This window comes from Nonomuraea sp. NPDC002799, assembly GCF_053592075.1.
This window is the reverse complement of sequence record NZ_JBSFVA010000008.1, coordinates 16,483-39,525: the sequence shown is the minus strand read 5'-3', so window position 1 is coordinate 39,525 and position 23,043 is coordinate 16,483. Positions and strand designations below refer to the sequence as shown.

Genomic DNA, 23,043 nt, shown 5'->3' with positions numbered 1-23,043 from the left:
GTCCGGCATTTCATCATTCGCAGGCACCTATCAGCTCCGGGAGAACGTTTGCGATGACGACCGGCATAGTCCTGCTCAACATGGGCGGTCCCTGGACCCTCGACGACGTGCGCCCGTTCCTGCGCCGGCTCTTCGCCGACCTCGACATGCTGCCCGCCAAGCCCGTCCTGTCCCCGCTGCTGATCAGGGCCCGGCTGGCCCGGGTACGGCGGCAGTACGACCTGATCGGCGGCGGCTCACCGCTGCGAAGCTGGACCGAGCGGCAGGCCGCGGCCATGATCGGCGAACTCGACGCGATCTCCCCCGGCACCGCGCCGCACCGCGCCTACCTCGCCTTCCGCTACGCCGAGCCCGGCGCCGACGCCGCGCTGGCCGCGATGCGGGCCGACGGGGTGCGCCGGGCCGTGGCGTTCCCGCAATATCCGCACTATTCCGTCACCACGACCGGGTCCAGCCTGGCCGACCTGTGGCGGGCCGTCGGGCGGGCCGGACTGGAGGACGCGTTCGAGTGGAGCGTGATCGACCGGTGGCCGACGCATCCCGCGTACGTGGCGGCGCTGGCCGAGACCGTGCGCGCGGGGCTGGCGGGGTTCGAGGACGCGCACGTGGTGTTCAGCGCGCACTCGCTGCCGGTACGGGTCGTCTCGTGCGGGGACCCGTACCCGATGGAGATCCGCGCGACCGTCCGGGCCGTCATGGCCGAGCTCGGCATCCCGAACCCGCACCTGCTCGCCTACCAGTCGAAGGTCGGCCCGCTGCCCTGGCTGCGGCCGAGCACGGTGGACGCGGTCGAGCAACTGGCCGAAAGCGGCGTGCGCCGAGTGCTGATCGTGCCGGTGTCGTTCACCTCCGACCACATCGAGACGCTGTCGGAGATCGACATCGAGCTGGTGGAGACGGCGCGGCAGGCCGGGATCGCCGAGCTGCGCCGCGCCCCCGCGCTGAACGACCGCCCGTCGTTCACCCACGCCCTGGCCCAAGTCGTGGCCCAGCGGCTGGTGACGGAGAAGGCCGCGCCCGCGGCCGGAATGAGGGAACGATGAACGAGAAGGAAACCGAGTTCCGCGCGTCGATGCGCGACCGGATGAGCCGCTATCTGGAGCTGCGCGAGAAGGTCGGCGAGCGGGAGGCGCGCGAGGCGCTGATGGAGGGCTATCCCGCGCGTCAGTACGCCTGCATGGCCCCCTACCTGGAGAACAGCACGCTGCCGGAGGCGATCGCGAAGGTGCTGCCGGTGTTCGAGGAGCTCGGGCTGCAGGAGGAGGTCGTCGACTGCTCCACCGCCGAGCACGAGGTGGCGCTGGTCGTCACGCGCACCTGCCTGTGCCGGGCCGCCGCCATGGACCTCGGCATCACCGATCCGCCGTCGCTGCACTGCGAGATGTCCGGCGAGGCCACCAGCCGGGCCTTCCCCGACATCACGGTCGAGGTCATGTTGCGGCAGGTGCGGGGAGCACACGCGTGCGCGCTGCGCTACACGCGGGCCACCGCCGCCGAGTGACCTCTGGGCCGGCCCCTTACAGGCCGGCCCAGTTCCGTGGCTCCTTACAGGCCGGCCCAGTTCCGTGGCTTCAGGAAGTCCGCGACCTCGTCCTCCGGGCTGCCCGGCTCCGGTACGAGGTCGAACGCCCACCTGGCCATCGGCGGCATCGACATCAGGATGGCCTCGATGTTGCCCTTCGTCTGCAGGCCGAAGCGGGTGCCGCGGTCGTAGACGAGGTTGAACTCCACGTACCGGCCCCTGCGGGCCAGTTGCCACGCGCGCTGGCGCTCGCCGTACGGCATGTCGCGGCGCCGGTCGAGGATCGGCAGGTAAGCGGGCACCACCGTGGCGACGCCGTCCCCGATCAGGGCGAAGCAGCGGTCGAACCCGCCCTCGGCGAGGTGGTCGAAGAAGACGCCGCCGACACCGCGCATCTCGCCCCGGTGGGCGATGGTGAAGTAGTCGTCGCAGGCGGCCTTCCAGTCGGCGTAGCGGCCGTTCGGGTGCCGGTCGCACCAGGCCCTGAGCGTACGGTGGAAGTGCGCGGCGTCCTCCGCGAAGCCGTACATCGGGGTCAGATCGCACCCCCCGCCGAACCACCACGCCACCCCCGGCACGGTGAAGAAACGGAAGTTGGCGTGCATGGCCGGCGCGTACGGGTTGAGCGGGTGCAGCACCATCGAGATCCCGGTCGCCACGTACGGACGCCCTTCGGCCTGCGGGAGCGTCTGCGTGATGGTCTGCGGCGTCCGGTCGCCGTGGATGAGGGAGACGTTCACCCCCGCGCGCTCGAACACCCGCCCGCCTTCCAGCACGCACGCCCGGCCGCTGCCCAGCGTGTCCCGCCGCCATTCCGAGACCCGGAAGCGGCCCGCGCCGTCGTACTCCTCGAACCGGGACACCAGCTCGGACTGGCCGGCGCGCAGCAGCTCGTGCACGACGGCCCCGGTGCGGCCCGTCTCCAGCGTGGACGTCATGGTCTCTCCTTGCGGGTTACCGTCGTCATGCCCGACGGTAACCGGCGAAGAATGGACAAATCACGTCCGCAATTCGGTGGACACCGGACGACCGCGCGCGGCTTGGACCGGACACCCGCGCTCGGCGCGCCGCTGAAACTTACACGCCGGACCTGGCGTCTTCGCAGGTCGTCCGCGCCCCGGCACCGGCCGCCTTCCCGCTGCGGGCAGCGCTCCTTACGATCTGCGCAGGCGACGACGGGAGAGCAGACGATGCGCAGGATCAGCGCCCTGCTGGCGGCGATGGTGGCACTGGTGGCGGCGATCATGTTCGCGACGACGACGCAGGCCAGTGCCGCCGCCACCAGGATCATGCCCTTGGGCGACTCGATCACCGGATCCCCCGGCTGCTGGCGGTCCCTGCTCTGGAACCGGCTCCAGAGCACCGGCTACACGAACATCGACTTCGTCGGCACCCTCCCGCCGCAGGGCTGCGGAGTCACCCACGACGGCGACAACGAGGGCCACGGCGGCTACCTGGCCACCAACATCGCCAACCAGAGCATGTTGCCCGGCTGGCTCTCGGCGACCAAGCCCGACATCGTCATCATGCACCTGGGCACCAACGACGTGTGGAGCAACATCGCACCGGCGACGATCCTCAGCGCGTTCACCACGCTGGTGGGCCAGATGCGGGCCAGCAACCCCGGCATGAAGATCCTCGTCGCCAAGATCATCCCGATGAACCCGTCCAGTTGCGCCGACTGCGCCCAGCGGGCCGTGACCTTCAACAACGCCATCCCCGCCTGGGCGGCGACCACCACGACCCAGCAGTCGCCCGTCACGGTGGTGGACCAGTGGACGGGGTTCAGCACGAGCACGGACACCTACGACGGGGTGCACCCGAACGCCGCCGGCGACCAGAAGATGTCCGACAAGTGGTACCCGCCGCTGGTGAACGCCCTGTCCGGCATCTCCACCCCGACCCCGACCATCACACCGACCGTCACCCCGACCGTGACGCCTCCCCCTGGCGGGTGCACGGCCACGTTCAAGAACGCCGGTCAGTGGCAGGGCGGCTTCCAGGGCGAGGTGACCGTCAAGAACACCGGCAGCGCGGCGATGAGCGCGTGGTCGGCCGCGTGGACGTTCGCCAACGGCCAGCAGATCACCCAGATCTGGGGCGGGACACTGAGCGCGACCGGCTCCGCCGTGACGGTGAAGAACGTGAGCTGGAACGGCTCTCTCGCGCCCGGCGCCACGGCCACGTTCGGCTTCCTGGCCTCCTGGACCGGCGCCAACACCGCCCCAGCCCCCACCTGCTCCTAGTTATGGCGTGGTGATGGCGGCCACGCGCGGCGCGGCCACCCGGACATAGTCCTCGGTGGCCAGCGCCATCGAGCGATCGAGCCGTCCCGCGTTGAAGTACAGCTCGGGCTGGTCCAGCAGTGCCGGATCGGCGACCAGTTCGAGCCGGGGGTCGTAGCTGAACGGCAACACCGTCCCGCTCACGCTCCCGGCCAGCTCCTCGGCCTTCTCCTTGGCGGCGAAGGCGACGTACGTGCCGTCCAGCATCGCCTTGACCGCCTGCAGGTCGAGCCGGGCGTCACCAGGCACGACGGCCAGCACGTGGCGGGTCTGCTTCTTGCCGACCTTCACCATCACGATCAGGCACTTGGCCGCCTGCGCGACGTCGTTCCCGCGCAGCGCGCTCACCTGCTCGGTACGCCCTTCCGGCGCGTGGTCGATCAACCGGTAACGCGCCCCCGCGCCGTCCAGGTCGGCGATCAGCCGGTCGTACGCGGACCCGTTCAGCTCCTCACCAGTCACTGCTCAACAACTCCTTCGCCTCGGCGATGCGATCCTCGTCGCGCTGGTAGAACACCCACTGCTTGATCCTGCTGCCGTGGATCAGCCGGGCCTTGACCAGCACCTTGAGATGCTCGCCGCAGGTGGGCCGGCTCACGCCGAGCTTTTCGGCGATGAACAACGAGCAGACCCCGTCGCGTACGAGATCGCCGTCCCGCTGCGGCGGAAAGTGCCGCTCGGGCTCGCGCAACCACTCCAGGATCAGCAGGCGCTTGTCATTGGCCAGCGCTTTGACCAGGTCGACATCAAGCACCAAGCCAGTATGGCAATTAGCTAATTCCCTCGTCCAGCCCGCTCCCGGCTCAGGAGGAGGCGGTCACCACGGGAACCCCTTCGCTGGCCTGCACCAGCACGAACCCCTGCCCCCTGAACGAAAGCTGCATCGCCTCCCCGCTCCCCCGCCCGATCAGAGAGCCCACCTTCATCGTCCGGTTGACGCCGACCTGCAGCCCCGTGCTCCAGCACACCGCCGACTGCCCGTCGGCGAAGGTGGGCATACGCGCGGCGTCGAGCAGCACCGGCGTGCCATGCGTGGTCACCGCCACCCAGCCCGTCCCGGTGACGGTCGTGTTGAACAGCCCGCCGGCCGCGATCCCGGCCCCCTGCACCCGCTGGATGTCCCACGTGAGCTGCGGCTGGAAGGCCAGCAGGTTACGCCCGTTGACGGTGATCCCCTCGTTCTCCAGGAAGAACAGGTGGATGTCGTCGGCATTGTCGGCGAGATAGAGCAGCCCGTCACCGCGTACGCGCATCAACGAGGCGCCTTCCCCCGTCATCGCCTTCTTGAACAACTTGCTGATCCCGCCGGACCCCTCGTAGTCGAAGTCCATCTGCCCCTGGAAGGCGACCATCGAGCCTTGCTTGGCGAGCACCTCGTGCGGGAGCTGCACCCGGAGCATCTTGCCGTTCTCCAAGGCGAAGCCGCCGGGCAGTTGTTGCGTGTTGAGATTGCCGAAGATGGAGCTACGCACGGTGAGACCTGCCGATCGCGAGACAATGGTGCCGATAGCGTACGGAACTCCACCTGCTCACGCGCTTCTACCAACCGACCGCATACCCTCACGCCCTGCCGGCTTCCGCGACGACCGCAACCTCATCCACCGTCGCCCAGCCGCATCCAGCGCCGCGCTCAGCGGACGTGCTCAGGCTCGGCAGACGTGCTCAGCGGCGGTGGCGCTGTACGCCAGGCTCACCGAGTCGAGCTGACCGCCGCCAGACCAGGCAGAGAACCCCTACCGCTGAGCTTCCAAAGCCAGATCCCGAACCACCTGAATGAGCTCCGCCGGATCAAACGGCTTGGTGAGGTAGGCGTCCACCCCGATGCCCGCCCCCCTCAGCTTGTCATCATCCTGCGCCCGCGCCGTGATCAGCACGACCTTGATGTGACAGGTCGCCTCCTGCGTGCGCAACCTCTGCGCCGTCGCCCATCCATCCAGGCACGGCATCATCACATCGAGCGTGATGACATCCGGCATGACGTCCAACACGCGATCAAGGCAGTTCTGCCCGTCGGTGGCGGTCTCGACCTCGAACCCCTCAAGGTTCAGGTTGACCGCGATGAGCTGACGGATGACCTCGTCATCGTCAACGACCAGTACTTTGCCAAGAACCTCGCCCACGGGCGCAAAGCTAACCTGTAGCGGGGTGGTCACGGGCGGTTTTCCCCGGATGCGTTCGACGACTGTTATCCGGTGCCGAGTGGTACCGCGGAACTGATAGCCTTTCAGTCGTCGCGCCCCCTTAGCTCAGGGGATAGAGCACCGGCCTCCGGAGCCGGGTGCGTAGGTTCGAATCCTACAGGGGGCACCCAGAACAAGGGAAACATCATTGATCGCCGATCCTCCTCCGGGAGGGTCGGCGATTTTGCTGGTCAGGGCCTTGATCGCGGGCAAGTTGTCCTCCTTGACGGTGATGCGGATGAGCACTTCGTGGGTGTCCACGCGGTAGCGCAGTTCGAGATTGAACGCGTCGAAGAGCTTGCGCTGGAGCTCCTCGCCGATGGTGGCCAGGTTGGCGGCAAGCTGCGGGAGCTCGCCGAGCAACTCCGTGTCCTCCTTAGGCGGAGCACTCGCGGCCAATGCCTTGAGCTCTTCGGCCTTCGCCTTCCGCATACGGGCCAGGTCGGCGTACCGGCGCTGGAGACGTTCACGGAAGTCCCGGTCAATGTCCTCGTCACCGCTGGGTACTTGTTCTTCGATCTGGGTCAAGACGTTGTCCTGCCGCTTCCCCAGATCAAGAATCTCCCCCTTGAGCCGATCCCCGCGGGTGTCGCCTTGTGAGGGCGCCTGAGGGAGCTCACTGCGTAGAGCCTCGATGCGCGCAGCGCTGAAAACGCGGCCGGCGAAGAACTCATGCACAAGATCAAGCAGATCGTCCTCGCGGACCCACAGGCTCTTGGGATGGCTCGCGTACCAGTCGCTGCGATCCTTGTGATGCCGCATGTCCGGCTCGCAGGCGTAGTACTGGGTGTCCCGGCGGCTCTTGCCGCACATACGCCGGTCACAGATCTCACAGACGAGGTACGAGCGCAGCTCATACGTGCGATTGGCCTGCGGATGGCTGCTGGCCCCGGAGGCAGTCCGTGAGCCCTGCCGCGCGCGGCCGATCGTCGAGGCCGACTGGAACAGCTCCTTGGTCACCAGCGGCTCATGCGTGGGACGGGGTGACCAGACCCACTCGCTGAGCGGGTTGCACTTGCCGCCCTTCTTGGTGGCGCGGCGATTCCACACCATGTAGCCGGTGTACTTCGGATTGGAGAGGATCTCCCGGACCGCCGAGCCGCTCCACCGCCCCAGAGCACGCCTCGGGTCCACCGGTACCGGCGGCGGGTACTTCTGGGGCTCAAGATTGAGCTTGTCGGCGATGGCGTCGTAGCCGAGCTTGTGGACGGCGCGCAGCAGGAAGATCTGCGTGACCGTCGGCCCTTCCACAGGATGCGGCACCAGCCGACTCTTACTCCTGCCCTCCGCGCGCTTGGCGGCCACCGGGTGCGGAATCTTCTTGGCTCGGTACCCGTAACAGGGCTTGCCGACGTTCCAACCCTGCTCGGTGTGCTCGCAGAAGGCATCCCAGGACAGCTCCAGCATCTGCAGCACATACCACTCGGCTACGGCTTGCTTGACGCGCCGCGTGAGCACCGGAGTCGCACGCTTGCGCGAACGGCCTCCTTTGGGGCGGTCGAACGACGGCATCGGCTCGTCGGCCGCCAGGAGCATCACTCCGGCCTGTTCGAGCTCGTACTCGATCTTCGTCCCGAAGTACGTCCGCCGGGCTACCCGCTCCACCGACTCGCAGATCACGGCGGCGAAGCGGCGGTCCGGCCGCTTCGCCTCGGCCAGCAGATCCTTGATGCTCCCGTCGCGGGCGATGGGAATGTCGAAAGCCTCATGCGCACGGCCGCGACCACGCGCGGCCAGATCCATGCGCCCGGACTCCACGTCGTAGAAGTGGGCGACGATCACACAGCCCTCTGGCAGCGCGTCTCTGGACGAGCGGAGTTGCCGCGGCAACGAGAGGGTGGGGTCCTGCTGGTCGTCGGTGGAGGTGCGGCCGAGCCAGGCCACCGAGAGAGGAATCCCGGTGGCCTGGACGGCTGCGACGCCATCGGCGTCATCCCACGGAAAGCTCACGGCTTCTGCCGCTCGACCAGGCAACGCAGGACCTCCATGATGACGGCGAGCTGACGCGCCTCGATCTCGTCACCCTCGACTCCGCCAACGGTGACGATCTCTATACGCACCCCCAGCCGACGATTCAGAGGTCGGCCAGAGCCTGAAGAGTACGCCGCCGCAGGCGATTCAGGAGGCCCTGAGCAGGCCCTTTGTAGCCTTTCCGTCACTGTCCGACTTCTCTGGTCGGTGGCTCCGCGGCGGCGGTGTCGGCCACGATGCGTGCCCGAGCGAGGTCGCAGAACGGTTCGCTGATCTCGATTCCGATGAATGATCTGTCGAGCTGCCGCGCGGCAAGCGCTGTGGTTGCCGCTCCGGCAAACGGGTCACAGACGGTGCCGCCGGGGCGGCAGCCGGCTGCGATGGCCCGCAGCGGGATATCGATGGGGAATGCCGCGAAGTGCGCCGCCTTGAGCGGGCGGGTGGAGATGGACCACACGTCTCCCGGGTTCCTGCCACACGGGTGCGCGGCGATGTGCCTTCGTCCCGTTGGCTGCATGGAAGTGCCATAGCGTTTGCCGCGCAAGGCACCCTGGTCATCGCGGTACTTGCCGCAGACGGGCGAGCCGGCCGCGGTCGTGGCGGTTGACGGGCGGTCTCCGGTGTGCGACTCCCGGATGGCGTCCAGGTCGAACCAGTACCGGCGCTGCTTCACCAGCATGAAGATCATTTCGTGGCGGGTGGACACCCGGTCCAGGACGGACTGCGGCATCGCGTTCGGCTTGTGCCAGACGATGGCATTCCGCAGGATCCAGCCGTCCTCCTGGAGAGCGAAGGCGACTCGCCACGGCATGCCGAGGAGGTTCTTGGGCGGCACCGCCAGCCGGGAGCGGGGGCGGACAGCGGGTTGGTAGGGGTTGTAGTCGACGCCCCGTGCCCAGCCGTCTGAGTTCGCGGCGTAGCAGTCCCCGAGGTTGAGCCAGAGCGTCCCGTCGTCGGCCAGCACTCGCCGCGCCTCGCTGAAGGTGACTCTGAGCGTCTCCACGTAGGCGGCCGGCGTGGGCTCCTGACCATACTGTCCCTCCACGCCGTAGTCGCGAAGGCCGTAGTACGGCGGGCTGGTGACGATGCAGTCCATGGAGCCGGCAGGGAGCTCGGCGAGCACCTCGCGTGCGTCGCCGAGGTAGAGGCTGGAAGGGCCGTTGGTCCAGTAGGGGTGCCTCATCGCGCCGTCCTCTCGTCGGCGCTGCCCATGGAGAGCGTCGTGGATGGCACTTCGGCGCCCGGCGACAGCAGTCGCAGAGCCGGGGTCGGGGATGGCCTTGCGCCTTTGCGGCCATCCGGATCGGACTGATCGGTGATCAGGAAAATCGGTGATGCGGCGTTGGTTCGCGTCGTCATCGCCAGTTGGGGCGGGCCTCAGATCCGCAACGCCCACGCCGGCGTGTGAACCGCCGTGGAGCGCATTCACAGACGACCAAAGACTTTCGGCGAGCCTTTGGCGCAGCTCTAGCAGGTAGTGGCGGACAGCAATTGATCTCTGGCGGATCGAAGTTCTCAGCTCCCGCGCAAGCTCGACCTTCGAGGCCGCCTTAGGCCGGCCAGAGGTGGCTCCTACACCTGATTGCGAGACCGAAATCCCCCTCGCAGTGGAGCAAGCCGATGAGCACCGACCTTCGCGACACATCCTTCCCGGACCGCTCACCCCTCGACGTCGCCGAGCGCGCCTTCCAGCTCGTTTCATGTGCTCCGGGCGGCCTGGCACTCGATGGCAGCGAACTCTCCCCAGGTGTGCCTCAACGCCAGATCCTGCTGACGGAGCTGCGTGACCTTCTGGCCTCTCCCACGCTGTGCACGGCCACCCGCGACGTCGTCTGGCGCGAGCTCGTGATGCGAGCTCGACGCGACGGGCCACAGTGGCTGGTAGGAGCGGTGGGGATGGCCGTGCCCGCCTTGCGGCGCATCTGCGGACGGCTCCGTCTCTACCCTGTCGCCGGCGGGTCCCCGAACATCGACACCGAGGTCTTGACCGCCTTCATCGCCGCGGTGAAGACCATCGACCTCGATCCGCCTGACCTCCTGTCCCGGATGTGCGCCGCCACCCATCTGACTGGCGAGCACGTCCGGCGCACCGCCGAGGAAAAGGCCGAGCTGCTCCTTGCCGATGCCGTTCTGGCAAGAGACGCCGACCCCGTGCGGTCGCGTGCGATCGCTTCCGCTCTCCGTAAAAGGGCGGAGAACCCCTCCGAGACTTCCGCGCGGAGCCGGATCACCTCAGATCCGGAGCCCATCACCACCGACCCGAAGGGAGGCTGGGGCAGCCCCACCGGCTCCGCGCGGAACCCCTTCTCATCACGGCATTGCCGCAGGCGCTGTACGTTCCGCAGCGTTCTGGTGGCGTCAGCGGTCGTCATCGTCCTTGCCGCCGCGGCAGCGGACGCGCTGGCCGAGTCCACCCTGATCCTGCGCGCTGCCGCGCCGCCGAAGGATCTCAACGCGGTCTTCGACAACCTGCGGAACTGGCTCATCGGGCTGCTTGCCGCTCTGGCAACGCTGATGCTGACCGTCGGCGGTCTCCGTTACCTGGTGGCGGGCGGCGATCCGGGCGAAGTCCAGAAGGCCAAAGCGGCGCTCAAGGCCGCCGCGTTCGGCTACGGCCTGGCCGTGCTGGCTCCGCTGTTCGTCAGCGTGCTCAAGCGCATCGTCGGCGGCGGGTGACCACCATGACATCACCTCGATCGACCACGGCAATGACTCGCGCTCTGCTCGTGTCCGCCGTTGCCGCAGCGGCACTCGGAATTGCCGCCGGCAGCGCCTGGGCGACCCCGACGCCGTCCCCCACCCCGGACCTGCTGCCATCCCCTCCGCAAGTGACCTTCGGCTTCGGCGACTGGATCACCAAGCAGATCAACGGCTGGTTCGCCAATCTCGCCGCCTCGGCCATCAAGCCGCTGCTCGACGCGCTCGCGATCACGCTGCTCGCCACGCCTGACGTCTCGGGCTCCGGCCGGGTCTTCGACCTGTGGAAGGTCACCACGGCCATGGCGGACTCGGCTTTCGTCCTGCTCGCCACGATCGGCGCCATGATCGCGATGGGTCACCAGACCGTCCAGACGCGCTTCGCGGTCAAGGAGGTCCTGCCGCGCCTGGCCATGGCCATCGTGGCGTCCAACACGAGCTTCCTGATCTGTGGAAAGGCGATCCAGGTCGGCAACGCCCTGTCGCAAGCACTCCTCGGGCAGGACTTCGACACCAAACGAGCCGCCGCCCAGCTTCGGATGCTGATCCTGCCACCGAGCAACACGCAGATCTTCTACATCCTGCTCGAGCTCGTCGCGATCATCTTGCTGATCCTCCTGCTGATCAGCTTCGTGATGCGATCCGCGCTGGTGCTGGTTCTCGTGGTCGCCGCACCGCTGGCCATGGCCTGCCATGCGCTGCCACACACCAACGGGGTGGCTCGGTTCTGGTGGCGAGCCTTCATCGGTCTCCTGGTCATCCAAGTCGCCCAGTCGCTCACGCTCGTGCTGGCAGTCCGGATCTTCTTCAACCAAGACGGCAGGTTCCTGCTCGGCCTCGCTCCCACCGGACAACTGATCAATCTGATCCTCGCGCTCTGCCTGCTCATCATCCTGGTCCGGATCCCGTCCTGGATCTCGCGGCACATCTTCATCCAGAGCCGCGGCTCAACGCTCATGCGGATCGTCAAGTACGCCGTGGTGTCCAAGCTCGCCACGCCCGTCCTGAAGGCCCTGCATCTCAGAGGCGGCCAGGGAGGCCGCAAGGGCCGCGTCGGCAGGACGGCAACCAGGGCGCTGGCAGGCAAGGTCGTCGCCGGCGCGATCGGTGGTCCCGCCGGCGCTACCGCGGCAACGGCCCTCACTGCCGCTGCTGCCGCGCGCGGCGGCCCTGGGCCGATGAAGCACGCGCCGACCTGGGCCCGGCGTCCCGTACGCGCCTCTGACTGGCTGCCCGCGCCGATCAAGCATGCTCCGACCGGACCGGCCATCCAAGGCAGGTACAAGCCGGCACCGAGCCCCAAACCGCCCGTGCAGCCCAACACTCCGGTGTACGGCTATCCGCGTCCGGCCTACTACGCCAACGGCCCGGCCGGCCTCGGCCAGATGATGGCGCTCCGGAACCGCGGTGTTTCCAGCCCAAGCCGAGCCGTCGAGCCTCCGAAGGGACAGCGTCCCGTCCGGCCGATCGTCTCGCCGAACGCGCCGATCCCCGGCCAGGTGGAGTGGCCGGAGAACCGTGGCCGTACGCCCACCCCGCCGCGTCGCCGCCCACGCAAACCGCGAGGGGGTGGCAGCAAATGAGCTGGGAGGAGTCGGTCGCCCGGATCCCGGCCGACGTGGAACAGCCCGACAAGATCATCGGGTCGTTCACCGCCCGGCAGGTGGCCATCCTGCTCGGCACCGGCGCCACGCTGTACGGCGCCTACATGGCGGTCGGAGATCACGTGCCGCTCGTGGCCTGTGCCGCGGTGGCACTGCCGGTGGCAATCGCCGCGATCCTCCTGGCCATCGGGCAACGCGACGGCATCTCCCTCGACCGCTACCTGCTGGCCGCCATCCGGCACCAGCGCTCCGCCAAGCGCCTGGTCTCATCCCCCGAGGACATCCCCATGCCACCCACCTGGATAGCGGCCGGCCCGCAACGCCTGCCCGCTCCGCTCAAGCTCCCCGCCCGCGGTGTCGCCGGCGACGGCCTGATCGACCTCGGGCCGGACGGGGTCGCCGCCGTCGCCGAGGTCTCCACCGTCAGCTTCGCCCTGCGCACGCCCGACGAGCAGGACGCCCTCGTCGCCGTCTTCGGCCGCTGGCTCAACTCCTTGTCCGGCCCCGCTCAGATCCTCGTCCGAGCCGAAAGCGTCGACCTGACCGACACCATCGCGTCGCTGCAGGACAACGCCCACCAACTCCCCCATCCTGCGCTCGCCTCCGCCGCACTCGAACACGCCGACTTCCTCCACGAGTTGTCCACCCGCCACGACCTGCTGCGCCGCCAGGTGCTGCTGATCATCCGTGAGCCCGCCATCGGCGCCAACAGCCGCGACGTGTCGGCCGCGCGAGCGCTGCGCCGCCTGGACGAGGCCGCCAGAGTGCTCAGCTCCTGCGGGCTGACCGCGCGGCTCCTGGACGCCCGAGCCACAGCGGCCCTGCTGGCCTCCTGCTTCGACCCCTCAGGACCGCCCCTGCCCGACGACGGCATGGCCCTGCCGGGTGAGGTCATCACGACAGGAGACACCTGGTGAAGATCCGTCGCAATCCGCCCAGCTCACCCGGCTTCGGTCCCCAGGCGGTGGAAGTAGAGGCCCGGCACGTGACAGTCGGCGAAAGCCCGTGCGCGACCCTGGCCATCACCGGCTACCCCCGCGAGGTCGCCCCCGGCTGGCTGGAGCCGCTGCTCACCTATCCGGGCCGGCTCGATGTCTCCCTGCACATCGAGCCCGTCCCCTCTCTCGTGGCCGCTGACCGCCTGCGCAAGCAGCTGGCCCGGCTGGAGTCCGGTCTCCGCTCCGATCACGAGCACGGCCGGCTCCTGGACCCGGGCGCCGAGGCCGCCGCCGAGGATGCCCAGGAGCTGGCCTCCCGCATCGCGCGTGGGCAGGCCAAGCTCTTTCGGGCCTCGATCTATCTCACCGTGCACGCCACCTCTGTCAGCGAGTTGGACGACGCCTGTGCCCAGGTACGCGCGCTCGCCGCCTCCCTGCTCCTGGACGCGCGCCAAGTCACCTTCCGCCAATTGCAGGGCTGGATCTCCTCGCTCCCGCTCGCCTACGACAACCTCGCCATGCGCCGCACCTTCGACACCCCGGCCCTGGCCACGGCGTTCCCCTTCACCAGCCCCGACCTCACCACGGAGCTCGGCTCCACCGCCGTGCTGTACGGCGCCAATACCGCCAGCGCCTCTCTGGTGGCTTGGGACCGGTTCGCCCAGGACAACCACAACTCCGTCACGCTGGCATGTTCCGGCAGCGGCAAAAGCTACCTGACCAAGCTCGAAGTCCTGCGCTCGCTGTACGCGGGCATCGAGGTGGCCGTCATCGATCCCGAGGACGAATACGCCCGCCTCGCCCACGCGGTCGGCGGTGCCTACGTGCACCTCGGCGCCCCGAGAGTCCGCCTCAACCCCCTCGACCTGCCTCCGAAGAACCAGCGGGGCGAAGACCCACTCACCCGGCGGGCGCTGTTCCTGCACACCCTCATCGCGGTCATGCTCGGCGAGCCCCTCGGCAACACCGGCAAAGCGGCACTGGACCGCGCGATCCTCGCCACCTACCGGAAAGCAGGCATCACCACCTCCCCGAGCACCTGGAACCAACGACCCCCGCTCCTCAGCGACCTGGCCGCGACCCTCGCAGAAGACTCCGACCCCATGGCGAAGGAACTGGCCGCCGGCCTCGCGCCGTATGTCTCCGGCAGCCACCGCCAGCTCTTCGACGGCCCCACGACCACTCGCCCCGACTCCCACCTGATCGTCTTCTCGCTCCGCGATCTACCGGAAGAGCTCAAGGCGGTCGGCACCCTGCTGACCTTGGACGCCATCTGGCGCCGCGTCTCCGATCCCTACAACCGCCGTCCCCGCCTGGTCGTCGTCGACGAGGCCTGGTTGCTGATGAAGATCCCCGAAGGCGCGCAGTTCCTGCTCCGCATGGCCAAGTCCGCCCGCAAGCACTGGGCCGGCCTGTCCGTGGTGACCCAGGACGCCGCCGACCTGCTCGGCTCCGAACTCGGCCAGGCCATCGTCGCCAACTCCACCACCCAGATCCTCCTGCGCCAGGCACCGCAAGCCATCGACCAGGTCACCGAAGCCTTCCGTCTCTCAGACGGCGAACGACAGTTGCTCCTATCCGCTGAGAAGGGCACCGGCCTGCTCACCGCCGGCACGAGCGGCCAGCGCTGCCCACTCCAGGTCATCTCCAGCCCGCGCGAGCACCAGCTCGTCACCTCCTCGCCGCAAGAGCTGGCGGAGCTCGACTACGAGGAGGACGACCTATGATCTACGACCTTCTCGAAGACCCCGACGCCGTCCTGGATCACGTGCTCGATTGGCTGGCCGTTCATGGCTGGCACATCGTCGCGATCCTGTTCGCCATCGAGCTGCTTGGTGTCCTGCTCCGCGCCTGCGCCGTGCGACTGCGTCACCGCCGGCTCGTACGAGGCGCGCGATGTGTGGAGATCCTCGCACCCCCGGTGGCCAACATGCCAGGCGCCGAAGCACTCTGGGGCAACCTCATCGGGCTGCTCCGTCCCGCGTGGAAACGGCTGATCTTCGGACAGCCGCACCTCGCCTTCGAGTACGCCTTCAGCTCCGGCGGCGTGAAGATCATGATGTGGGTGCCCGGCTCGATCCCGCAACACCTCGTCGAGCATGCGATCGAAGCCGCCTGGCCCTCCTCTCGCACCGCCGTCCACACGGCAGACGCGCCCGTACCCACCGACGGATATGCGACCGGCGGCCAACTCGTCCTGGCGCGACCTGAACGCCTGCCGATCCGATCCCACCACAGCAGCGATCCGCTCCGCGCGCTCATCGGTGCGGCAGTCGGGATGCCCGGCTGGCAGCACGCCTGCGTCCAGATCCTCGCCCGTCCAGCTACCGGCGGACGGCTCACCAGCGTCTGGGGCGGCGCCATGGCTCGGCTGCTGAGGTCTCTCCTCGACCTCATAGTTCCTGGACCCCGCCACGTGCGTCAGCCCGCCGGCGACCGGGTCGCCCGACTGGAGGAGACAGCCGAAGCCCAGGCCATCAGAGACAAGACCCATCACTCCCGATACGAGGTCGCCATCCGCTACGCCGTACAGGCAGACAAGCCCATATCCGCAGACCTCGCCACCACGAAAGCCGCCCACGAGATCCGCAACAACGGCATCCGCGGGCGCGCCCACGCCCTCGCCTCGGCGTTCGCCCTCTACAGCGGCCACAACCGGCTGGAGCGACGGCGGCTGTTCCTGCCCGCGAGCCGCCTCGCTTCCCGACGGATGAACCGCGGCTACCTGTTGTCGGTGCCCGAACTGTCCGCCATCGCGCACCTTCCCCTCGACGACGCGGTGCCAGGACTTCAGCGAGCAGGAGCGAACACCGCCCCGCCATCCCCCAAAGTCGCCCACGGCGGATCGCACGCGAAAGTGCTCGGCTTCTCCGACGCCGGGCACGATCGCCCGGTCGCCCTCCGGGTCGCGGACTCCTTCCATCACGTCCACGTGATGGGACCGAACGGCACCGGCAAGTCCACCCTCCTCGCCCAGATGATCCTGTCCGACGTCGAGGCCGGCCGCGGCGTGGTGGTCATCGAAGCCAAAGGCGACCTCGTCCGCGACCTGCTCGGACTGATCCCGGAAGAACGCGCCGACAAGGTCATCCTGATCGACCCTGACGACCGGCACTCTCGGCCCGCACTCAACGTCCTGGGTGGACCCGACATCGCCATGGGCGTGGACAACCTGGTCGGCATCTTCCACCAGATCTACGCCGACTACTGGGGTCCGCGTACCGACGACATCCTGCGCGGCTGCGCCCTCACCCTGGCCGGCAACGGCGGCACCCTCGCCGACATCCCGACCCTGCTCTCTGACACGGCCTTCCGCAGGCGGCACACCGCCGCCATCGGCGATCCCCTGCTGCGCGGCTTCTGGAGCTGGTACTCCGCCCTGTCGGAGGCAGCCCAGGCGAACGTCACCGCCCCCATCATGAACAAGCTGCGAGCCTTCCTCCTGCGCCCCTTCGTCCGAGATGTGCTCGGCTCCACCAGCTCGACGTTCGATCTGAGCGAGGTACTCGACGGCGGGATCCTCCTCGTCCGGCTGCCCAAGGGCGTGCTGGGTGACGACTCCGCCCGCCTGCTCGGCTCGATGATCCTCGCCCAGGTCTGGCAGGCCGCCTCCCGCCGAGCCAAGTTCGGCCACACCCGCAGCCCGGCCGCGGTCTACGTGGACGAATGCCACAACTTCCTCACCCTGCCGCACGCCCTGTCCGACATGCTCGCCGAAGCCCGCGCCTACCGCGTCTCCCTAACCCTCGCCCACCAGCACCTGGCCCAGCTCCCCCGCCAGCTCCGCCACGCCATCTCCTCCGACGCCCGCAACAAGGTCTACTTCTCGCTCTCCCCCGAGGACGCCCGCGAAGTAGAGCACCACTTCACGCCCTTCCTCACGGCGCACGACCTGGCCAACTTCGACGCCTACCAGGCCGCCGCCCGCCTCGTCGTGCGCTCGGCCGAGGCACCCCCGTTCACCCTGCGCACCAGGCCCCTGCCTGAACCCTCCAACGACGTCGCCAAGCGCATCCGCGTGGCCGCGGCGCAGGCACACGGCCGTACAGCCACCACAACCGCCCCCAAGCCGGACGCCCGGCGCACCTTCTGAAAAGGAGAACCACCATGTCCAGAACCCACTACACCCCCCGCATGCTCGGCGAGCTGGCCGCCCGCCTCACCCAGCGCGACCGCACCCTGATCCGCCTCATCCGCGACTTCCGGGTACTGACCTCACCCCAGGTCGGCGAGATGTTCTTCGACACCGACGACGCCGCACGCAGGCGACTGCTCGCGCTGACCCGCATGGGTGTCCTGGAGCGTTTCCGCCCCAACCTCCCTCCGGCCATGGGCACCGCCCCGTACCACTACGTCATCGGCGAGACCGCCGCAGCGGTGCTCGCTTCCGAGGACGGCGTCGACCTGAGCGACTTCGGATATCGCCGCGACCGAGTCCTCAGCATCGTCTACAGCCAGCGACTGGCCCATACCGTGGGCGCCAACGGGATCGCCACCAGCCTGTACGGCTTCGCCCGCCGTCATCCGAACGCGGAACTGACCACTTGGTGGCCTGATCACCGTTGCACCGCCGAATGGGGATCGATGGCACGCCCGGACGGCTATGGCCGCTGGACCGAGGGCAACCACAACATCGAGTTCTTCCTCGAATACGACACCGGCACCGAGCCCCTCGACCGTGTGGCCCACAAACTCGACGGCTACGCCAGGCTGACCGAGTCCAGCCGCATCGTCACCCCCGTCCTGTTCTGGGTCCAGGGTGAGCGCCGTGAGACCAATCTCCGCAGGAAGCTCAAGCACCACCCCGGCAACATGTTCGTCCCGATCGCCACCGGCCACGCCGCCACCGTCGACGGCACGGTAAACGACGGCCCCGCCGGAGCCCGCTGGATGCCAACCGACCTCGACCACCCCCGATGCCGGCTGGCAGACCTGACCAAGCACTGGCCCGGTCTCGGACCGCAGGTTGCCCCCGAAGAGACGGCCGAGGAGGCGAGCGAATGATCCTCGAAGCCGGACTCGTCAAAGCCATCGCCGCAGGAGGAGGACTGATCTCCAGCGTCGCTGTCATCGCTGGAATGGCCGGCGGAGGCCAGTACGCCAAAGCCCAGGCCGACCCCGCACAACTCGCCTCAGCGGTCTGCGCCTACACCAGTAAGAAGACGCAGTCCTCACGTATCGACGCAGCTCGCAAGGAACTCCGCCTCACCTCAAAGCAGGTAGCCAACGCACGGATCATCATCGACACGTCCGATGATCTGGCACTACCGCGCCGCGCCGCAGTCATCGGTATCGCCACGGCCTTGCAGGAATCGGCGCTCATCGGAGACACCGAGCGTGATCACGGTCAGGCCTTCGGCATCTTCCAGCAGCACCCGCAGTACGGCTGGGGCACACGGGCCCAGGTCTCCAACCCACGCTATGCCGCACGGGCCTTCTTCTCCCGGCTGATCGAAATCAAGAACTGGACGAAAAGGCCCCTTACCGACGTAGCCCAGGCCGTCCAACGATCAGCCTTCCCCGACACCTACGCCAAGCATGAAGCCCACGCCAAACGCCTCGTCGCCACGCTCGCCAAACCACCGGGGAAAGGAAGACCGCACAACACCCTTGGCTTGTCCCCGGCGGATGCCAAAGCGGTGGCAGACAGCATCAAACTGGCGACGTCACTGGGCGTGCCCCGGGCCACCGTCGTCGCCGATGTCAAGATGGCCTTGCAGGCCGGTGCCCTACGCAGTGTGGTCAAGCGCGTCAAGGCGGGAGCGGACACTTCCGAACTTGCCGAGAAGATCGTCGACACCATCGCCGATCGCCTGTGCAAGGAGCTGTCACAGAAGATCAGCCAAGTCCTGGACCCAGAAACTCTCGCGGCCATCCGAACGTCCGGCCGCGGCGCGGTCGCTCTTGCTGCCGCGCTCAAAATGATCGGAGTGCCGTACTCCTGGGGCGGCGGCGGTCCGATGGGGCCGAGCTACGGCATCGGCCACGGCTCCGGAACGAAGGGCTTCGACTGTTCCGGTCTTGCCGAATACGCCTGGGCCAAGGCCGGCGTGAAAATTGGCGGACACACCTCATCCCAATGGGGTAAGGGTGCCCGCGTGCCGCGCTCTCAACTGAAGCCGGGCGATCTAGTGTTCTTCGCCACCAACCCGAAAAACCCGGCCACCATCCATCACGTGGTTCTGAACATCGACGGCAAGCGCTACGTGCATGCTCCGACCACCGGCAGCACGGTACAGGTGGGGCACTGGACAGAGAAGCGAGAGACCGAGTTCGCAGGGGCAGTACGCCCTGGATGATCTCAGCGTAAACTGAAGCCGACCGCTCTCACCTTTTGACCAATTGGTATGAGTAGGTCAGCGGAAGGGTCCGCGCCACGGGCGCGGGCCCTTCCGTGCTTGCGGCTATGTGGCATTAGTTCATCGCGGTGCTCAGCGCTCCGGAAACACGGCGGCCGATTCGCGGACTGTTGCCACACGTCCTAGTGGGCGGCTTCGTACTTCTCCACGATGGCGGCGGCGATACGGCCTCGCTCATTCACCGTCAGGCCCTGAGCCTTGGCCCACTGCCGGATCTCGGATGACTTCTCCCGGCTTATGGCGCGGTTGCTACTCCCTGCCCCGCGCCGGCCACGACCGCTACGCTCTCCCTTCACAGGGCGGGCCGCTTTGAGGAAGGGAGCCAGTGCCTTCTCCAGCTTCTTCCTGTTCTGACCCGACAGGTCGATCTCGTAGATCGTGCCGTCGATCGAGAACTTCGTAGTACCAGACGCCTTACTTCCGTCGAGGTCGTCAATAAAGCTTTCTATGATCTGCTTTGCCATGCTGGCGCTCCACGCTCGATTCGGACTGATGTGTACTGCAACGGTCTTCAGTAGGGCAGCAACCGCCTAGCACCTTCGTGCCCACGAAACGAGTCAGCGAACTGGCACTGGGCTATGAAATCATTCGCCCATGCGTTGGGCTTCCTTGCCACTGAACTACACACGGAACTGCAGCGGGAGGCTATCGCATCCGCAGGCAAAATGCGTAGCTGACGCTCAGGCTATCGAAGCCAAATTCAGATGGCTTGCCGTTGTACTCGCGCGGAAAGTCCGAAAGCCTCGGTGACCGACGCACGGCACGATCCATACTCGTTGCTACTGAGGTGCTTCTGGTAACCGCAACTGCAGGAGCCGCGACGGAAGGCTAATCTTCTGGGAAGCACGCCTGAAGGAGCGTGTAGCCCGGCATGTGCTCAGCGGGTCGCACCCCTACCGTGAATGCCTCCGGCTCGTCGAACACGGGCTCTCCGCTGGGACGGCGCGTATACGGCACCCGCCCATAGTCCACGCCGTCACCGTGATCGAAGCTCATCCACGTGATCGCCTCTTGTTCACCTGCACGGAGAGGGTGGTTCGAAACCGCGCGGCTGAAGACCGAGTCCGGCGTGATCAGCCACACCTGTGGGACGGCGAAGATCCATCGAATCGCCGCGATCTCCTTGGCCTTCGTAGCCGCGCGCGCTTCAAAAGCGGTAGCGGACTGCTCATCACGAAGATAGTCATAGTCGCTGAGCAGGAGGCGACGCTCTCCCTGGAGAGCGACGATCGCTGGACACTCACGGGCGAGGATGCCTTTTTCGAGTCGCTCGACCACGTCGAAGAGCAACGCAGCCGTCTCATCGTTCATCGCGTCCTCCGAACCCCCGCTTTCCCTCAGATCCTGCCACGACACGGCAGGGTGCGGGCCACCGATTACGATGACCCGCACCCCCACGTAGTCAGACCGCCTTGGCCAGGATGGGGCGACTGAGCACCTTCTCCAGCGTTTGAACGGTAGCGAGGTCCAGCCCGTCCACGTCTCCGGTGACCATACGGTGCATGTTGCGCTCAGCACGCACGGCTCCCCTGACGATTTGCCCATGGTGCGTGAAGGTGTTCACGGCTTGGAGCACGCCGAAGGCGGTGCCGCGCCAGGGGCTGACGCGCTCGTCGTGATCCCACAGACGTGTCAGGGCGTGACGCTTGGTCTGGGCCATGGTGCGTCCCCGTCCGCGCTCCTTGGGGACGGGGACGTGCAGGTCGAGGAAGGAGCGCCAGTGTGCCGGCGAGACGTCGACCCTGCACAACTGGCGCACCTCGGCGGCGAAGTCGTCAGCGGCCTGGTGGATGATGCCGAGGGCGTCGCGGACGTCGACGATGCGATCGAGGCTCTTGCGCGAGTGCTTGATCTTCACACGCTTCGCGTTGCTGGAGGCGAGGGCCGCAGAGAGGGTGTTGTCGCACACGATCAACTGGGCGCCAGTCTGGTACGTCGAGGACAGAGAGCCGTCCAGGGAGGTGGCGGCCGACAGGAACGGACGGTACGCGATTCCCTCCGGTGTGGTGCAGGTGTCGGGCAGCTCGACCTGAACCCAGGCCACCGCGCCGTCTTTGAGCAGGCCGGCAGAGCCGATGGCGAGATCGTCGTCCAGGATGGTCTCGATGTGCTCGACGAGCCAGCGCTTGTATTCGTGGATGCGGAAGCCCTGCTTGAAGACGCCGAGTATGTGACCGGTGTCGGGGCGGATGATGGTCTTGCGGCTGGGGTCGGCCACGCGGGTGACGCCGTCACCGGTCAGATAACTCGTCTCCAGGGTGCCCTCGACGGGCTCCCAGTTGAACAACCGCCGGTTGACGTCGGCCACCGGGATCGGGCCAGTGTAGTGGTTGGGCTCGTCGCCCTGCTGGCTGGCGCGGTAATGCCAGGCGGAGCCATGAGGCGTTTCTGACTTAATGATGCAGATCGCGGATTCTTCAGCCAGCATCGTCGGCTCCCCGTGTGGGTGATGTGCCCCGGTGTGCCCGGTGCCATTCCAGGCGGTGCTGCCGGGATTCTTCAAGACCTTCCTGCCGGGCTTTGCGGATCTTTGGGCCGCGGCCTTCGTGCTCGTCGTCGGGCGTGACGTAGCCCAGTCCCTCGTGCAGGCGGGTGCCGTTGTAGAAGACACGAACGCGAGCTAGCTCGGCCCGTAGCACCGCCGGTTCAGTGATCTTGGTGAGGTGCGGGAACTCGGCCTTGAGGTGTCCGAACAGCGTCTCGATCCAGGCCTGGTCGGTCGGCGTGCCGGGCCGGCCGAAGTGGGTGGCGATCGCCGAGAGCGCCATGAACTCGCGTGTCTTGCCCGCGGTCATCTGCGGCCCGTTGTCACTCATCGCCAGCAGCACCGGCCGGGCCGGGTTGTCGAGGTCGGTGCCGACGTCGACCAGGCCGTCGGCCCGGGCGGCGATCAACGGCAGCAGCCCCTCGCGTTCCAGCGCGTCGGTGAAGCCGAGGATGACCTGGGTGTGGGTCTCCTCGACGGAGACCACCTCGCAGATCCACTTGCGCGAGACCAGATCCATGATCGCCAGCGCGGCCATCCCGCACGCTGAGAAATGCGTCGTGTCGTAGATCCAGATCTGCAACGGCCGGTACTCCACCCAGTCCGGGAACGGCCTGCGCTTGGAGACCCCCGGTCGTGGGCGGGCGCGCACGCGCAACCCGTGGGCCTCCAGCACTCGGTGCACCGAGGACGGTGAGACCCACACCCGGCCCAGATAGGAACCGCGATGGGCGAGCTTGCGGTGCGAACGGTCCACCTCGCCCCACTCGTGAAACAGCGCGACGATCTGCTCGGCCTCGGCCGGCAGCAGGCCGTGCACCGCCCCGCCGCCCGGAGCCTGATCGGTCAACTGCCCGCGCTCGCGGCGTTCTGCCCAGCGATAGACCCGCAGCGGAGTGATCTCCAGCACCCGGCAGGCGTCCAGGAAACTCCAGCCCTCGCGCTGGGCGTGCTCGACCAGGTCCAGCAGCGCGTCCTTGACAGCCGCCTCCACCCGGACCG

Annotated in this window: 21 protein-coding genes, 1 tRNA gene and 1 pseudogene; 12 read left to right on the top strand and 11 right to left on the bottom strand. The window is 67.7% G+C overall.

Annotated elements, in window-relative coordinates; genetic code table 11:
- Nucleotides 1–53: 53 nt before the first annotated feature.
- Both hemH and ACWD0F_RS17155 read left to right on the top strand, forming a co-directional pair.
- Nucleotides 54–1,043, top strand: a complete 990-nt coding sequence (hemH, locus tag ACWD0F_RS17160; RefSeq protein ID WP_449876393.1) for a ferrochelatase — start codon at nt 54–56, stop codon at nt 1,041–1,043.
- Nucleotides 1,040–1,501 (top strand): hypothetical protein, encoded by a 462-nt coding sequence (locus ACWD0F_RS17155; protein ID WP_449876392.1) that lies wholly within the window; start codon nt 1,040–1,042, stop codon nt 1,499–1,501. The genes hemH and ACWD0F_RS17155 overlap by 4 nt, the downstream gene beginning before the upstream one ends.
- 44 nt (nt 1,502–1,545) lie before the next feature.
- Here the strand turns inward: ACWD0F_RS17155 and hemF are convergent, their stop codons facing one another.
- Complete coding sequence (hemF, locus tag ACWD0F_RS17150; RefSeq protein ID WP_449876390.1) at nt 1,546–2,460, bottom strand: oxygen-dependent coproporphyrinogen oxidase; 915 nt, start codon at nt 2,458–2,460, stop codon at nt 1,546–1,548.
- A 252-nt stretch (nt 2,461–2,712) separates the two neighbouring features.
- Here hemF and ACWD0F_RS17145 point away from each other — a divergent pair, with 252 nt between their 5' ends.
- The gene (locus ACWD0F_RS17145; protein ID WP_449876388.1) at nt 2,713–3,768 is read left to right on the top strand and encodes a cellulose binding domain-containing protein; all 1,056 of its coding nucleotides are present in this window, start codon (nt 2,713–2,715) and stop codon (nt 3,766–3,768) included.
- Here the strand turns inward: ACWD0F_RS17145 and ACWD0F_RS17140 are convergent, their stop codons facing one another.
- From ACWD0F_RS17140 to ACWD0F_RS17125, 4 genes are all read right to left on the bottom strand, one after another.
- Complete coding sequence (locus ACWD0F_RS17140; protein WP_449876386.1) at nt 3,769–4,269, bottom strand: YbaK/prolyl-tRNA synthetase associated domain-containing protein; 501 nt, start codon at nt 4,267–4,269, stop codon at nt 3,769–3,771.
- Nucleotides 4,259–4,561: an ArsR/SmtB family transcription factor gene (locus tag ACWD0F_RS17135; RefSeq protein WP_449876384.1), complete on the bottom strand. Its 303-nt coding sequence runs from the start codon at nt 4,559–4,561 to the stop codon at nt 4,259–4,261. Before ACWD0F_RS17135 ends, ACWD0F_RS17140 begins: the two co-directional genes overlap by 11 nt.
- Nucleotides 4,562–4,610: 49 nt before the next feature.
- Entirely contained in the window at nt 4,611–5,279 is a 669-nt protein-coding gene (locus tag ACWD0F_RS17130) for an AIM24 family protein (protein WP_449876382.1), read from the bottom strand.
- 261 nt (nt 5,280–5,540) lie between these two features.
- On the bottom strand, nt 5,541–5,927 hold the full coding sequence (locus ACWD0F_RS17125) for a response regulator transcription factor (RefSeq protein ID WP_449876380.1): 387 nt from the start codon (nt 5,925–5,927) through the stop codon (nt 5,541–5,543).
- A gap of 115 nt (nt 5,928–6,042) precedes the next feature.
- Here ACWD0F_RS17125 and ACWD0F_RS17120 point away from each other — a divergent pair.
- Together ACWD0F_RS17120 and ACWD0F_RS17115 are read left to right on the top strand one after the other, a co-directional pair.
- Nucleotides 6,043–6,114, top strand: a tRNA-Arg gene (locus ACWD0F_RS17120).
- Nucleotides 6,115–6,236: 122 nt separating this feature from the next.
- Nucleotides 6,237–6,587: a hypothetical protein gene (locus ACWD0F_RS17115; RefSeq protein ID WP_449876379.1), complete on the top strand. Its 351-nt coding sequence runs from the start codon at nt 6,237–6,239 to the stop codon at nt 6,585–6,587.
- 342 nt (nt 6,588–6,929) lie between these two features.
- Here the strand turns inward: ACWD0F_RS17115 and ACWD0F_RS17110 are convergent.
- Both ACWD0F_RS17110 and ACWD0F_RS17105 read right to left on the bottom strand, forming a co-directional pair.
- Nucleotides 6,930–7,394 (bottom strand): annotated as a pseudogene (locus ACWD0F_RS17110) (recombinase family protein); the annotation flags it as partial.
- A gap of 748 nt (nt 7,395–8,142) precedes the next feature.
- On the bottom strand, nt 8,143–9,081 hold the full coding sequence (locus tag ACWD0F_RS17105) for a DNA-methyltransferase (RefSeq protein ID WP_449876377.1): 939 nt from the start codon (nt 9,079–9,081) through the stop codon (nt 8,143–8,145).
- A 497-nt stretch (nt 9,082–9,578) separates the two neighbouring features.
- Here ACWD0F_RS17105 and ACWD0F_RS17100 point away from each other — a divergent pair, with 497 nt between their 5' ends.
- The 7 genes from ACWD0F_RS17100 (at nt 9,579) to ACWD0F_RS17070 (ending at nt 19,496) form a co-directional block, all read left to right on the top strand.
- Nucleotides 9,579–10,634: a hypothetical protein gene (locus tag ACWD0F_RS17100; protein WP_449876376.1), complete on the top strand. Its 1,056-nt coding sequence runs from the start codon at nt 9,579–9,581 to the stop codon at nt 10,632–10,634.
- Nucleotides 10,635–10,786: 152 nt separating this feature from the next.
- Nucleotides 10,787–12,238: a conjugal transfer protein TrbL family protein gene (locus ACWD0F_RS17095; protein ID WP_449876374.1), complete on the top strand. Its 1,452-nt coding sequence runs from the start codon at nt 10,787–10,789 to the stop codon at nt 12,236–12,238.
- Complete coding sequence (locus ACWD0F_RS17090; protein WP_449876372.1) at nt 12,235–13,176, top strand: PrgI family protein; 942 nt, start codon at nt 12,235–12,237, stop codon at nt 13,174–13,176. Before ACWD0F_RS17095 ends, ACWD0F_RS17090 begins: the two co-directional genes overlap by 4 nt.
- Nucleotides 13,173–14,924 carry a VirB4 family type IV secretion system protein gene (locus tag ACWD0F_RS17085; RefSeq protein ID WP_449876370.1) on the top strand — a complete coding sequence of 584 codons (1,752 nt, stop codon included), beginning with the start codon at nt 13,173–13,175 and terminating at the stop codon, nt 14,922–14,924. Before ACWD0F_RS17090 ends, ACWD0F_RS17085 begins: the two co-directional genes overlap by 4 nt.
- The gene (locus tag ACWD0F_RS17080; RefSeq protein WP_449876368.1) at nt 14,921–17,290 is read left to right on the top strand and encodes a type IV secretory system conjugative DNA transfer family protein; all 2,370 of its coding nucleotides are present in this window, start codon (nt 14,921–14,923) and stop codon (nt 17,288–17,290) included. The genes ACWD0F_RS17085 and ACWD0F_RS17080 overlap by 4 nt, the downstream gene beginning before the upstream one ends.
- Before the next feature lie 14 nt (nt 17,291–17,304).
- Entirely contained in the window at nt 17,305–18,201 is an 897-nt protein-coding gene (locus ACWD0F_RS17075; RefSeq protein WP_449876366.1) for a replication-relaxation family protein, read from the top strand.
- On the top strand, nt 18,198–19,496 hold the full coding sequence (locus ACWD0F_RS17070; RefSeq protein ID WP_449876364.1) for a C40 family peptidase: 1,299 nt from the start codon (nt 18,198–18,200) through the stop codon (nt 19,494–19,496). Before ACWD0F_RS17075 ends, ACWD0F_RS17070 begins: the two co-directional genes overlap by 4 nt.
- Nucleotides 19,497–19,678: 182 nt before the next feature.
- Here ACWD0F_RS17070 and ACWD0F_RS17065 read toward each other — a convergent pair whose 3' ends face one another.
- The 4 genes from ACWD0F_RS17065 to ACWD0F_RS17050 form a co-directional block, all read right to left on the bottom strand.
- The gene (locus tag ACWD0F_RS17065) at nt 19,679–20,020 is read right to left on the bottom strand and encodes a histone-like nucleoid-structuring protein Lsr2 (protein WP_449876362.1); all 342 of its coding nucleotides are present in this window, start codon (nt 20,018–20,020) and stop codon (nt 19,679–19,681) included.
- Between the two features lie 364 nt (nt 20,021–20,384).
- Nucleotides 20,385–20,867: a hypothetical protein gene (locus ACWD0F_RS17060; protein ID WP_449876360.1), complete on the bottom strand. Its 483-nt coding sequence runs from the start codon at nt 20,865–20,867 to the stop codon at nt 20,385–20,387.
- 91 nt (nt 20,868–20,958) lie between these two features.
- Complete coding sequence (locus ACWD0F_RS17055) at nt 20,959–22,059, bottom strand: DUF932 domain-containing protein (protein ID WP_449876358.1); 1,101 nt, start codon at nt 22,057–22,059, stop codon at nt 20,959–20,961.
- A complete protein-coding gene (locus ACWD0F_RS17050; RefSeq protein ID WP_449876356.1) occupies nt 21,974–23,035 on the bottom strand; it encodes an integrase core domain-containing protein in 1,062 nt (353 codons plus the stop codon). The genes ACWD0F_RS17055 and ACWD0F_RS17050 overlap by 86 nt, the downstream gene beginning before the upstream one ends.
- Between the last annotated feature and the right edge of the window lie 8 nt (nt 23,036–23,043).

Coding starts and splice junctions, on each gene's coding strand:
- ACWD0F_RS17075 (WP_449876366.1), top strand. CDS start 17,305: ATGTCCAGAACCCACTACACCCCCCGCATGCTCGGCGAGCTGGCCGCC.
- ACWD0F_RS17100 (WP_449876376.1), top strand. CDS start 9,579: ATGAGCACCGACCTTCGCGACACATCCTTCCCGGACCGCTCACCCCTC.
- hemH (WP_449876393.1), top strand. CDS start 54: ATGACGACCGGCATAGTCCTGCTCAACATGGGCGGTCCCTGGACCCTC.
- ACWD0F_RS17155 (WP_449876392.1), top strand. CDS start 1,040: ATGAACGAGAAGGAAACCGAGTTCCGCGCGTCGATGCGCGACCGGATG.
- hemF (WP_449876390.1), bottom strand. CDS start 2,460: ATGACGTCCACGCTGGAGACGGGCCGCACCGGGGCCGTCGTGCACGAG.
- ACWD0F_RS17065 (WP_449876362.1), bottom strand. CDS start 20,020: ATGGCAAAGCAGATCATAGAAAGCTTTATTGACGACCTCGACGGAAGT.
- ACWD0F_RS17080 (WP_449876368.1), top strand. CDS start 14,921: ATGATCTACGACCTTCTCGAAGACCCCGACGCCGTCCTGGATCACGTG.
- ACWD0F_RS17090 (WP_449876372.1), top strand. CDS start 12,235: ATGAGCTGGGAGGAGTCGGTCGCCCGGATCCCGGCCGACGTGGAACAG.
- ACWD0F_RS17060 (WP_449876360.1), bottom strand. CDS start 20,867: ATGAACGATGAGACGGCTGCGTTGCTCTTCGACGTGGTCGAGCGACTC.
- ACWD0F_RS17070 (WP_449876364.1), top strand. CDS start 18,198: ATGATCCTCGAAGCCGGACTCGTCAAAGCCATCGCCGCAGGAGGAGGA.
- ACWD0F_RS17145 (WP_449876388.1), top strand. CDS start 2,713: ATGCGCAGGATCAGCGCCCTGCTGGCGGCGATGGTGGCACTGGTGGCG.